At 64.4% G+C, this 12,381-nt stretch carries 11 protein-coding genes; 4 read left to right on the top strand and 7 right to left on the bottom strand.

Going from position 1 to position 12,381, the window contains the following annotated elements:
- Window positions 1–77 precede the first annotated feature (77 nt).
- Both ACN27F_RS10510 and ACN27F_RS10505 read left to right on the top strand, forming a co-directional pair.
- The gene (locus tag ACN27F_RS10510; protein ID WP_421440091.1) at window positions 78–440 is read left to right on the top strand and encodes an ISL3 family transposase; all 363 of its coding nucleotides are present in this window, start codon (window positions 78–80) and stop codon (window positions 438–440) included.
- Between the two features lie 417 nt (window positions 441–857).
- Window positions 858–2,132, top strand: a complete 1,275-nt coding sequence (locus ACN27F_RS10505; protein ID WP_421433004.1) for an MFS transporter — start codon at window positions 858–860, stop codon at window positions 2,130–2,132.
- Here ACN27F_RS10505 and ACN27F_RS10500 read toward each other — a convergent pair.
- From ACN27F_RS10500 to ACN27F_RS10470, 7 genes are all read right to left on the bottom strand, one after another.
- Entirely contained in the window at window positions 2,115–2,807 is a 693-nt protein-coding gene (locus ACN27F_RS10500; RefSeq protein WP_421433002.1) for a group II intron maturase-specific domain-containing protein, read from the bottom strand. The two genes, ACN27F_RS10505 and ACN27F_RS10500, sit on opposite strands and share 18 nt — an antisense overlap.
- On the bottom strand, window positions 2,771–3,112 hold the full coding sequence (locus ACN27F_RS10495) for a reverse transcriptase domain-containing protein (protein ID WP_421440090.1): 342 nt from the start codon (window positions 3,110–3,112) through the stop codon (window positions 2,771–2,773). Before ACN27F_RS10495 ends, ACN27F_RS10500 begins: the two co-directional genes overlap by 37 nt.
- Window positions 3,113–3,230: 118 nt before the next feature.
- On the bottom strand, window positions 3,231–4,238 hold the full coding sequence (locus tag ACN27F_RS10490) for a tyrosine-type recombinase/integrase (protein ID WP_421433000.1): 1,008 nt from the start codon (window positions 4,236–4,238) through the stop codon (window positions 3,231–3,233).
- Window positions 4,228–6,438 (bottom strand): tyrosine-type recombinase/integrase, encoded by a 2,211-nt coding sequence (locus ACN27F_RS10485; RefSeq protein WP_421432997.1) that lies wholly within the window; start codon window positions 6,436–6,438, stop codon window positions 4,228–4,230. The genes ACN27F_RS10490 and ACN27F_RS10485 overlap by 11 nt, the downstream gene beginning before the upstream one ends.
- Window positions 6,439–6,503: 65 nt before the next feature.
- Window positions 6,504–7,022: a reverse transcriptase domain-containing protein gene (locus tag ACN27F_RS10480; RefSeq protein ID WP_421432995.1), complete on the bottom strand. Its 519-nt coding sequence runs from the start codon at window positions 7,020–7,022 to the stop codon at window positions 6,504–6,506.
- Between the two features lie 37 nt (window positions 7,023–7,059).
- Window positions 7,060–7,221, bottom strand: a complete 162-nt coding sequence (locus ACN27F_RS10475) for a hypothetical protein (RefSeq protein WP_421432993.1) — start codon at window positions 7,219–7,221, stop codon at window positions 7,060–7,062.
- A 1,130-nt stretch (window positions 7,222–8,351) separates the two neighbouring features.
- Entirely contained in the window at window positions 8,352–9,668 is a 1,317-nt protein-coding gene (locus ACN27F_RS10470; protein ID WP_421432990.1) for an ISL3 family transposase, read from the bottom strand.
- A gap of 629 nt (window positions 9,669–10,297) precedes the next feature.
- Between ACN27F_RS10470 and ACN27F_RS10465 the strand changes: the two genes are divergently transcribed.
- Both ACN27F_RS10465 and ACN27F_RS10460 read left to right on the top strand, forming a co-directional pair.
- Window positions 10,298–11,089: a hypothetical protein gene (locus ACN27F_RS10465; RefSeq protein WP_421432987.1), complete on the top strand. Its 792-nt coding sequence runs from the start codon at window positions 10,298–10,300 to the stop codon at window positions 11,087–11,089.
- Between the two features lie 49 nt (window positions 11,090–11,138).
- The gene (locus ACN27F_RS10460; protein WP_421432985.1) at window positions 11,139–12,218 is read left to right on the top strand and encodes an ornithine cyclodeaminase family protein; all 1,080 of its coding nucleotides are present in this window, start codon (window positions 11,139–11,141) and stop codon (window positions 12,216–12,218) included.
- Window positions 12,219–12,381: the final 163 nt, after the last annotated feature.

The following is a 12,381-nucleotide window of genomic DNA, read 5'->3' as shown; positions in this document are numbered from 1 at the left end:
CAGCGTCCGGGGCCGTGACACGCCGGCGCCTGCCGGTACCACCAGCGCCGCCCACCCGTGACATCACCGGCTGGATCATGCGCCCGATCGACAAGCTCACCGATGAACACCGGGAGGAACTTGCTCGGCTGTGTGGTCTCTGCCCGGATCTGGCGGCCATCCGAGACCTGGCCCGCGGGTTCACCGACCTGGTCCGGACCCGGGGCGGCGACCACCTCACGGCCTGGGTCGAACAGGCCGAACACAGCACCATCGCGGAGATCCGATCGTTCGCCAAAGGCCTGCGCCCAGACTGGGACGCGGTCAGAGCCGGCTTGACCATGGGCTGGAACTCCGGTGCCGTCGAAGGCTCTGTGAACCGCATCAAAATGCTCAAAAGGCAGATGTACGGCCGGGCCAACCCCGACCTGCTCCGCCGACGCGTCCTACTCTCCGATTAATCGACTGCCCGCGATCACCAGAGCCACTTCGTCGTGACCCTTGACAACCTGTTCGGCGCGCCCCAAACACACCCTCCCACGCATCGACCCATCTCCTCACCTCAGCTGCTGGAAGGGGACAAGGCCAGCTCGATGCCAGAGCAACGAACGAATCCCGACCCAAAGCTGGAGGGGCTGGACGAAACCGGCGTTCGATAGTATGTTCGAATCGACGGTCGCCGCCGCTCAAAAGTGCGGGCATCCGATGCCCTTTGGTCGACAGGTATCGACCTGTTTTCGCGCTTTCCGCAGCGGCTGAATCCGAGATGAAAGGTGAACGTTAATGCCGGCAGCTAATTGTTCGAAGCATAGCGCCTACACACATCTCCGCAGCCTAGCAACTCCTTACCGGAAGAGGGCTGCTTGGATGGCCGGAAAGTGACCGGCGCTCCGGTGCTCAGACAAGCCGGTGACGCCGACCGCGCCACAGAGGGTAAGAGCCGGCTCGGCGGCCATTATTGGCGTCTCTGGTGGGCTAACACCATCAACAGCGTAGGCGACGGAGCCTTCGTCGCCGCATTGCCTCTCCTCGCCGTTAGTGTCACAACGGATCCTCGCGACATATCTGCAATCGCCACTGCTACCTACCTACCATGGCTGTTGCTGTCATTGCCGGTCGGTGTGATCGTCGACCGCTATGATCGGGCGACACTTATGTGGCGCTGCCAGGCCTTCCAAGGTGTCGTCGTGGCGGGCGTAGCGCTGGCCGCAGCGACAGGCCACACCAGCATTCCCCTTCTGCTGGCCGCTAGCTTCCTGCTAGGAAGCGCGCAAGTGGTGATCACCAACGCCGCCCAGTCCGTGCTACCGCAGCTCGTCCCGGCCCCGCTCCTGCAGCGCGCAAATGCGAATCAGTACGTCGTGCAGACGCTGGGACAGAGCATGCTTGGGCCACCGCTCGGCAGCCTGCTGTTCGTGGTCGCGGCCGCGCTGCCGTTCGGCCTCGACGCCGCATCCTTCGCCCTTTCCGCCTTCCTGCTATTCACGCTGCCACGGATCGAGAAGGGAAGCCGCAGAGAGTCCTCAATGCGGGCCGAAATGACCGAAGGGCTCCTGTGGCTCAAGCGGCACCGGCTTCTCCGGACCCTTGCCTTCATGCTCGGCATGAACACGTTCTGCCATCAAATGGGCTTCGCGACACTAGTGTTGTTTGCTACACAGACTCTTCACCTATCTTACAGAGACTATGGGCTGATGCTCGTAGGCGTAGGCGTAGGAAGCATCATCGGAGGCTTCGTTAACTCGCGAATCGCCCGATGGCTCGGCCCGCTCCCCGCCCTTCTGCTGTCGTATGCGGCCAACGCTGTGATCTATATTGCCATGGGTTTGGCGCCGAATGGTGGGGCTCTCACCATCTTGCTCGGCGCGTGCGGACTCGTCGTCACAGTAACCAGCATTGTCACGGTGAGCCTCCGACAGCAGATGGTGCCCGACCGACTCCTCGGCCGAGTCAACAGTGTCTATCGAATGATCGGCTGGGGACTCATGCCCGTCGGCAGCCTGCTCGGCGGGCTCATTGCCCAGCACTTCGGGCTCCGCGCCCCATTCCTTGGCGCGGGGGCAATCCGCATTGTCGTACTGCTGCTCGCGGCACCGATCGTTATTGGCAGCATTCGGAAGATGGGCACCAGCTCCTCATCGCCCACCGGCTGAACATCGCCGACAAATTTGGGCGGCTGCGACCTCGGGTGCAGCCGCCCAGTAGGGCGCTGCAGACCACACTCTGCCTTGGCGAAGCGGCAAAACGCCGAGGAGTACACCACCTGTATCGCACGCAAGTTCTTCCGGCACCACGGTCTCAGATGGTTGCCGAGGACGTTCGGTGTGCTCCCAGCACTCGGACTTACTGGATCCAAGCCGTCCGACGAGGCAATCCGGACAGTAACCCACTTGATCAATCGAACTCGAAACGGCTGCCCCACCCCCCGGGCCCTCACCGAACCGTACGTAGCGGTCGCCCGTTATACAGCTCTTGTCGCTCCGGTCACCAGACTGTGGGGGCGTGCGTGACCCAGGCCCGGTGGGCGAAGGCGCGCGGTCGTTTCCGGACTGCTTTGTTCCATGCTGTCTTGGCCTTTCGGCTGCCCCGCAGTCGTTTGTACTTCCGACGGACCCACCGCAGAAGGTAGGCGTTGATGCGTTCCAGGAGGGGATACAGGCTGATCGGTAGAACGCCCCGTAGTAGTTCATCCAACCTCGCACGATGGGGTTGATCCACTGTGCGAGGTCCGCTTCGGTAAGGCTGGCGCGGTGGTGCAGCCGCCATGACCGCATCTGTGAACTGATTTTCTTCAGAGCCTGCTTACTGATCGCCGGGAGGAACGACATGGACATCGCTCCTTCCCTTGTTTTTGTGGAGCGTCTCCGAAAGCCGTAGCCGAGGAAGACGAAATCGGTGTGTTCGTCGAGCCACGCCGATTGTCGTCCTGACAGTAGACGATCCGGGTTTTCTCCGGGTGTAAGGCAAGCCCGACCTCGGTCATCCGTTTCGTGATCTCGGCCAGCACGTACCGTGCCTGCCGTTTGCTGACGCAATGCACGACCACGTCATCCACGTATCGCTCCAACCGGACAGCCGGGAACACCTTGGCCATCCACGCGTCGAACGCGTAATGGAGAAACAGATTAGCCAGGACCGGGGGAAATCGCGGACCCCTATGAGCAGTGCTGGGTTATGCGCAGGGTCTGTCCGTTGGGCCTGGTGGGGACGGTTCCGGGGGTTGTGCGCTGCGCATAAGCGGGTGTGTCGGGTCAGAGGGTGGTGAGCCAGTCGAGTAGTCCGGGGTCTTGGTTCCATTCGGGTAGGTCGTCGGTGGCGATGACGTCGGTGTAGGCGGCTTCGAGGGCTTTTCGTTTGGCCTCGGTTGAGGCTCGGGTGTAGATCTCGGTGGTGGACAGGTCGACGTGTCCGAGGATGTCGCGGATGTAGGGCAGCGGGACGCCTGCCTCGTAGAGGTGCATGGCTTTGCTGTGGCGCAGGGTGTGCGGGCTGACGTTGGCGGCAGCGAGCCGCGGGGTGTTTGTGCCGGCCAGGTATTTGCGGATGATCCAGGCGATGCCGCCGCGGCTGAGTTTGGTCCGGTGTTGGTTGAAGAACATCGGGTGGTCGTCGTGGCCGGGCTTGTCCAGGCGATGTTCGGCCAGGTAGTCGGCCAGGATCGCGGTCGTGTTGACCATGAGGGGGACGTGGCGTGTCTTGTCGCCTTTGCCGGTCAGGGCCGCCATGGCGGGGTGTTCGAGGCGGAGGTCGCGGACGGTGAGGTCGGCGAGTTCCTGGACGCGGGCGGCGGTGTCGTAGAGGGTGGCGAGCAAGGTCGCGTCGCGGCGTCCGCGACGGGTGGACCGGTCGGGTTGGGCGAGCAGGAGGCGGGTCTGCTCGACGGTCAGGTGGTTGACGCAGGGGCGGGGCTGTTTCTTGGCGGGGATGGCGAGGATGTCCTGGTAGCGGGCCATCCGGGTGGGGTCCTCGGTTTGCATCCAGGTGCAGAACGAGTTGATCGCGGCCAGCCGCTGGTTGCGGGTCGACACGCTGTTGCGGCGGCCGGCTTCGAGCCAGTTGAGGAACCCGGTGATCGCGGCGGCGTCGATGTGGTCGAGGGTGAGTTTCTGTGGTGGGACGGCTTGGTCGTCGCGGAGATAGACGATCAGGAGCTTGAACGTGTCGCGGTAGGACGCGATGGTGTTGGGTGAGTAGCCGCGTAGTCCGGCCAGGTGCGTGGTGAGGAAACGGCGCAGGAAGACCGCGAAGTCAGTCGCCATGGCGCGGCCGGGCGGCGGTGGGCGGGACGATCTCGCCGATGGTGTGCTGGACGTGGGCGGTGATGTGGGGATAGGACTCGGCGGTCAGCCGCAGGTAGTAGGCGGTGTCGGCGATCGAGGAATGGCCCAGGTAGGTCTGCAGGACCGGCAGCAACGCGCCGACGTCCTCGCCGTGGGCGAACCACGAACGCAGGTTGTTGACCACGAACGTATGGCGCAGATCGTGCACGCGGGGGCCGCGGCCTCGACCACCGTGGGAGATGCGGGCCTGCCAGAGGAATCGGCGGAAGTTCTTGTCGATGTTCCCGAGCGTCAGCGGTTTTCCGGCCGTGCCGGGGAAGAACCAGATGCTGCCCGAGCGGCCGATGAGCTGAGCGTGGTAGTCGGTGAGCATGACGCGCAACGACGCGCTGACGGGCACCTGCCGGTCTTTGCCGCCCTTCGCGTCGCGGATCTGCAGCACGCCGGCGTCGAGGTCGACGTCGCCGACCTGGAGCAGGCGGGCTTCGCAAGCCCGTAGCCCGCAGGCGTAGATCGTGCGGAACAGGACCGGCATGACCAGGTGCCGTAACGGAACCTGGGGGCAGTAGCGGCAGCGATCGGTCTGGGCGAACAGGGCCGCCAGTTCCTTGTCGGTGTAGATGTGCGGGACGTAGCGGGCGGGTCTGGGCAGCGCGCCTTTGGGCAAGACGTAGGCCGGCGTGCCCCGGCGGCCCAGCCAACGGGCCAGTTCCCGGACCGGCGCGGCCAGCGTCTGCAGGGTCGCCGGGGTGACTTTCCGCCGCCGCGCGGCCGCAAGCCACGCCTCGACCGAGGCCTGATCGGGCGCGTTCAGCCCAGGGAACTCGCTGCGGCAGAACGTCTCGAACCGGGCCAGCACCCGCGCCTCGGCGGCGTACTTGTAGCCGACGGCGCGTTTCTGCTCGACCAGCGCGATGATCGCATCGGCCATCGTGATGCCGGCGCTCATCGCGACGCCTCCGACCCGGGCGCGTCGGGGTCCAGCGCGCAGCGGGCCAGCAGACCCAGCGACGACTTCAAATACACGCCGGTCGATCGCACCGACTGGTGGCCGAGGACGTCGGCGATCTGCTCGATCGGTGTGCCGTCCTCCATCAACCGGGTGGCCAGGGTGTGTCGCAGCGAGTGCATGCCGTGGCGGCGTTTCTCGCTGATCGGGTACGTGCGCCACCCGGGCGTGTTTGACCAGGATCTGATGCAGATGATCCTGGTCGGAGAACGGGCCGATCGGAGCGAGGTGTCGCAGGAACACCTGCGGGCAGTCGCAGACCGGCCGGCCATGGCGGATGTAGTCGATCACCGCCCAGCCGACCTCTTTCAACAACGGCAACTGCACCCGGTCGCCGGTCTTGGCCTGCGCCACACTGAGCCGGTTTCCGGGCCAGTCGAAGTCGGCGAACTCCAACCGTTTGACGTCAACGCCCCGCAGTCCGAGCCTGGCGACCAGCAAAATGATCGCGTAGTCCCGCTTCCCGCACGGGTTACCCCGATCGACAGCCTCCAGGATCCGGGCAACCTCTGCGGGATCCCACACCGACGGGATCCTGGCCTGCCGGCTGGAGCGCACCGCTGGGACCGCGTCCAGCACGGCGGCGTCGACCAGCCCGTCGGCGCAGGCGAACCGCAGGAACGACCGCACCGCGCACATCTTCTGCTCGATGGTCTTGGCCTGGTATCCGGCCAGTGTTGCCACGAACGCCCCGAGCACCCCGGCGTCACACCGGGCCAGCCCTCCCCGGGTGGCCATGAACGCCACGAACTCCGCGGCCACCGTCGTGTAGACCCGCACGGTCGACACCGCGAGGTCAGCGGCCCGCAACCAGTCCTGGAACCGGACGACCGCGTCGGCGTCCTCCCCGGCCAGCTTGTTCACCGACCGCGAGTAGCGGCGCAGCACCGCCCCGTGGGCCGCGTACTCGCCCAGCATCTGCGCGACTCTGAACAAGTAGACATCAGTGGGTTTGAGCGTGCCCGCCCGTTCCTTGTCGAAGAACCCGTCGCACGCCTCGTCGACCCACGACATCGCCATGTCCAGGGAAAAATCCTCGACGCCACGAGCAACGAAGAACCTCGACATACGACGCCAGCAGCCCCGATACCAGACCAACGTCGATTCCTTGTAGCCCAGACGCCTCAGCTCGGCGTCCAGATCCGACACCAGCGCAGACAACATCACCATCGCAACCGACCTCCGATCACGTGGGCCCGGCACCACGCCGTGCCCTGATCGGAATCGTCGCCACGTTATGCGCAGCGCTGGATACTCCCTGTCCGTCTCTCCAGGCCCAACGGACAGACCCTGCGCATAACCCAGCACTGCTCATAGGGCGGATTATGCGCAGCTGCGCATAACGCGCCTTGTGGAGTACCCCGATCTATCTGTTGAAAAACGCCATCCGGTAGTTGCAGCGGAGGCTGTCCGTGGCCGGCCTTCAGCCAGCGCTCCACATACAACAATACCCAGGGCTTCTCGGTGTGCGCGGGGACCGCTTTCAGCAGCACTTCCCACGAGACCGTGTCGAAGAACTTCCGGATGTCCAAACCGATCACCCAGTCGTTCAGCCAACACCGCCTCCGGCAGGCAGCTACCGCGTCGGTCGCCGACCGCCCAGGTCGGTAGCCGTACGAATCTGCGTGGAAGATCGGTTCGACCCTCGCTTTCAGCTTCCGTGCCGCCACCGTCTGTGCGATCCTGTCCCCGACTGTGGGAACACCGAGCGTTCGCACGCCTTTCCCGGTCTTCGCGATCTCGACCGCACGCACCGGCGGAGGAAACTATGTCCCTGATAACATTCGATTTCTAGATCTTGTAGAGGTTGTTCTTCAGATCCTTCTCGGACTCCGCCAGGGACACCGCGTCCACACCCGGCGCGGCCTTGTCCGCTTTCACCTTCTCGTACGCCTCCAAGTCAGCCCGCTTCGAAATGAGGAACGGCTTGCCCGGTGCTTTCAGCTCATTCACGCGACTCCTCCCAGCAATCGCCGGTTGATCGGGTAAACTAGTCATGAACGACCCGATCCCTTCGCTCCACCTCCACTACAGGAGCATCGTCACTACTACGGGTCGGTCCGCCGGCGCGATCGGCGACGGTACTCAGTTCCTCGCGGCTTCGGGCCGTCCGGAACGCTTTCTCTCACCCGCCACGGCGGGTAGTTTCCTCACGCGCCTCCTCCCGTTCCACACGAAAGCCGCAGGTCGGGCTCGCGTCGCCTATATGCCGGACACCGCCTGGCCAGTAACTGGTCCCCGCCAGACTCATCCGGGGATAGCATTGACACCCCGGTTTCGATGCCACCTTCTAATTTTCGACACGTCATCAGCGATTCGCTTCCGCTTACCTTCCAGACCCCCACCTGACAATCTCGATTGGATGCCTTTTCCTCATCGTTTACCACAACATTCTTCAGCTAATGCAGCACGAGGTGGTTTGAAGCCTCCCCAGCAGGGTGACTCCGAAGGGCCAAACCTTCATCTCTCGCGCAGAATCACTACAAGGCGGACATTCCTACATATCTCCACTCTTTCGTGTTCGGGGCACAACAATACAATTCAGCACGTATTTGCTATACTGTCCTGAATGGGACGGTCCTTGGTCGTGACTCCGTCAAGGTGTGCGTACACCAGATCGGAAAAGGCAAGGCGATGAAGAGCCAGGGTGTGATTATCAAGCGGTGTGGGTGCTTGGACTCGACGGCCAGGCGTCTGCTGGGCAAGGCGTGCTTGAGGCTGTCGGAGCGCGGTCATGGGAGCTGGTATTTCCACTGCTCGACGAGAAGTCTGTTGGGCCGGGTGGAGCGGGTGTGCCGGGGCGGTTCCCATCCGAGGAGGCGGCTCGTCGAGCGCGGGATGAGCTGCTGGCCCGCCCGGCTGGCACGGGCCGATGTTGCACCTCTGCGATCACGGTATCACTGTCAGTGATGGCGCGAGGTTAGTCGCCCCGCCCTGTCGACACCCCGGCGTCCCGACCCCGGCTTACGCCATGCCATGCCGGCGTGGCACGTCGGCTGGCCTCGCGGTGATATCCCTCGGCCAGACCGCAGGAGGGGTTTTGACCTTCCTGTGCGCGGGCACGTCATCGGGGCTCTTCGAAGTTAAGCGGGGTTGAGGTGGCCGCGGCTTTTTCGGGTGGTCGCGCAGCGGGTTCGTAGGCGTTGGTTGATCGGGTTGCGGAAGCCGTAGGCGTCGCGGGCGACGGTCTTGATGACCCGGTTGGTGCCTTCGGAGCCGGCGTTGGTGATACCGGTGTGCAGGAACGCGAGGATCTGGGGCCACCAGATCTCGATCGTGGTCGCGAGGCGGGCAAGCTCGGGTAGAGCGCTGTCGGCGCAGCGTTGGTAGAAGCGGTGCAGCAGCCGGGCGACGTGTTCCCGGTCCGGGTGGGTGCGGGCCAGGGCCAGCAGGTCGAGGAGGTCTTCCTTGGCGTTCCACGCGGCGAGGACCGGCACGCTGATCCCGGCGGGTAGCCCGGCGATCTCGTCGCAGAGCGTGTCGACGCGGTCAGCGCGCATCCGCCTCGCGGAGCGGGTCAGCCGGTTACGCGGGTCCCATTCGCGGTCACCGGCGCGACCCCGGCGGCCCCGGACCTGCACGGTGACCCGACGGCGGACCTCGTTGAGCGCCTGGTGGGCGAGGCGCACGACGTGGAAGTGATCGACGACGAGGACGGCGTGCGGCAACGCCTCACGGACCGCGGACTTGAAGATCGCGCACATGTCGATCGCGACGTACCGGACCTGGTCGCGCCACGCCTGGCCGCGTTGGCCGGGCCAGTCGACGACCACCTGGGCGGTGCGGCCCTCGACCTGGCCCAGGAGTCCCTGACCGCCGGACAGGTCACACATCCCGACGTGCCACCGGTCCACACTGCTCTGCCACGCCCGGCCGGCCTGGTCGAAGACCCACTTCGGCCGGCCCCGGCGGGTCTCGTCGATCCCGAGGACCTCCACCGGTTCCGGTTCGTCGGGCAGCACCACGCCCGCGTGGGCGGTGAACGCCGCCGCGACCACCGGCCAGGACAGGTCATGATCGCGGGCCGACTGCACGATCGTGCGGGCGCCGTCGGCGACCGCCGCCCCGGCGGCCTGCCGCAACCGGGCGGTCACCCGGTGCCGGGCTGGGATCTGCGCCACCTGCTCGGTGAACGTCCGGCGTCGGCATCCGCCCTGGTCGCAGTGCCAGCGGCGTTTGCGCCACCGTAGCCGCGTCGCCCGGCCCGCGACGGGCAGGTCCCGGGGCCGGGTCGTCACCCGGTCCTTGACCCGCCGGGCCCGCGTGCCGCAGTCCGGGCAGCATCGTGCCTGGTCATCGGCGGTAGACAGAGCGACCACCGGGACACCGTCGGGGTCCAACCTGACCTGATCCACCACCAGGCCGTCCAGGCCCAGCAGCCGGGTCGTATCGTTGACCATGCTCGCAGCTCTCCGCTTGTGACCATCCGATCTAGACACTCAGATGATCACCGAAGGGCTGCGAGCCCTCTACGCCAGGGTCGCCGTCAACCGCGAACCCCGCTCAACTTCGAAGAGCCGTCATCGGGGGCAGCATAAGCCGTCGTCACTCACCGAAGTCAATGTTGACACGGACCGTCGTGCATGTTTCGCTCTAAGTCAAGCCAACGAACGCCAATCGGGGTCGCGCATACGGGGGAGTCATGAAGAGTATCAGCAGCTAGTCGCGCCTTTAGTGCGGGTTGCAGTCATTCCCCAAGCCCTGTCAAAATCAGACCAAGGGTAGGAGTCCGCACGCGGCTACAACGAAGCGGATGCCCGGCCTTCTGCAGCTGGGCATCGCTGCCCGCGCGAGGGTAGGGCGTATCCAACGCTGCGCAAAACTGTTCCTGGCGGCGATATCACGCGCGCCCGATTCGGGTAGAACTGCTGCGACCAAGGCAACAATGCAGCGAGTTCACGATGCGTCGCAACAATCGCAATCGACTCTGTCAGCGAGATCGACCCGTCGAGGCTCTGTGGCACGCGGACGCGCGTGGCGCAGGCTTCGCATCTAGCAGGTACAACCGGAAGAGTTGGAGTGGTGAAGCGTGGCCGGTGCGACCATTGACCCGCTGTTCTCCGCCGAGACAGCTATTGATGCCAACCTACCTGGGGCACTACGCAGGCTTGCGGCTGGCACCAGCGCCATCGTCCGTTGGCCGAATCTCTGCGATGGCGGGCCTGACGGCCTGAGCCGCAGCATCACATCGGCTACCTTCGAGCCGTATGATGTGAGCCGGCTCGACCCACCGATTCTTAAGGTAGGGCCGGCTGTCTACGACCATTACACCCGGGGCGCCGTCGGCGGGGATTACTGGCACGAGGCTGGCGAGGCGAGGGCCAGGATGTCCGCGATGTTTGGCGGGGTCGACCCAGCGGACCTTTTGCTACAGCGGTTGTCGCGCTGCCTTTCACTGCCCGTCCGTCCAGCGTCCATTCGGGGTCGCGACCTGCATGTGGGGATATTGCGCGAATTCACTAGCGGTTCGCGTATTCACTACGACGAGATCAGCCGTGAGTTCCCTGGCCACTTTGACGTCGAGCCCATCGTTCAGCTTGCGTTCAACCTCCATCTTACAGCAGCAGCTTCAGGCGGTGCGCTGACAGTCTGGCGGCATCGCTGGGTGCCTGGCGATGACAAAGCGCGGGACGGTTACGGCTGGGCGGAGGACCTATTGGTGGGAACGTCCAGCGCAACACTGCTCGCGATGCCGGGCGATGGCGTCTTCTTTGACTGCCGGAATTTTCATAAAGTAGATGATTTTGCAGGTGGCCGCCGTGTGACGTTTTCCTTCTTCCTTGGCTTCACTATAAGCGGGGAATTAATTGCGTGGTCCTGACCTCACCAACAATCCAGGTTGCCAATTCTCTCGTGAAGGAAAAGAGAACATGCTGCTCCTAGCACAGTCAGATGTCGAACAGATCCTCACGGCGTTTGGTAGCGATGGCGTGATGGACCGCATCATCGAGCGCCTCACTGAGGGATTAGCCGAAGTGCACGCGGGTCGGGCGGCTATGTCTCCCACGCGCGACGGGTTTCTCCGGTCACATCCCGTCCCCGGTATCATTGAGTGGATGCCACACCGCGTTGACGGCGCATCCACCACGATTAAGACGGTGTCATATAGTCCGGCAAACCCTCAGCAGTTCGGCCTGCCCACGATTGCCGCAACGGTCGCGCAGTTCGATGACGTCACCGGCCAGCCAACTGCGCTGTGCGACGGCGCACTGCTTACCGCAATGCGGACTGGTGCTGCGTCGGCCATCGCCACGCGGGTCCTCTCGGCTCCGGGCAGCGGCACTGTGGGCGTTATCGGGACGGGTGCACAGGCCGTCACCCAGCTGCATGCGCTCAGCCGAGTCATGCCGATCGAGCGTGTGCTCGCATGGGATGTGTGCCGGGCGCATCTCCTCAGTTATACCGACCGAGTTGCGTTCCTCAATCTCAAGGTGGAGGAGGCGACACCCGAGGAGGTCGGGAAGTTCGCGGACGTCATCGTGACCGCCACCTCCGTCGGCGCCGGCGCGGGGCCGGTATTCGAGGACGTGGGGCTAGCCGACCATGTGCACGTCAACGCAGTCGGCGCAGACCTCGTCGGCAAGGTAGAGCTGCCCAGAAGCCTGCTGCTGCGCGCGACGGTTTGCGCCGATCATCCAGAACAGGCACTGCGAGAGGGCGAGTGTCAGCAGCTTTCAGCTAACCAAGTCCACCTGACTCTCGCACAGATCTGCGCGGAGCCGGAGTCCGCCGGCGATTCCCGACACGGACCCACAGTCTTCGACTCGACTGGGGTGGCCATCGAGGATCACATCACGCTTAACGTCTTCGTGGAACTTGCGAGGCAGGCTGGAATAGGCACCGACGTTGACGTCGATTCCAGGACGTCGGACCCGCTGAATCCGTACTCGCTGTCCCTGCCCGAGACGAGTTCGTTCGAGTCGATGCGCGGGTTTGCTCCAGTTAGATGATCCAGCGGCAATTTTCAATGACCCAGCAGCTTCGCTCGCCGAGGCAAAAGTTGGAGCAAGTGCTCGTGCGACCTGGTAGAGATGCGAATCGTGCCACGGAACGGGAAGCGCCTCTACTGTGTTGCGCAAGGCCACACAGAGCTCAAGGCGCAGGGTGAGACAT

The organism is Solwaraspora sp. WMMB335 (assembly GCF_049179075.1).
Taxonomy (GTDB): domain Bacteria; phylum Actinomycetota; class Actinomycetes; order Mycobacteriales; family Micromonosporaceae; genus Micromonospora_E.
This window is presented reverse-complemented; position numbering and strand designations above follow the sequence as displayed.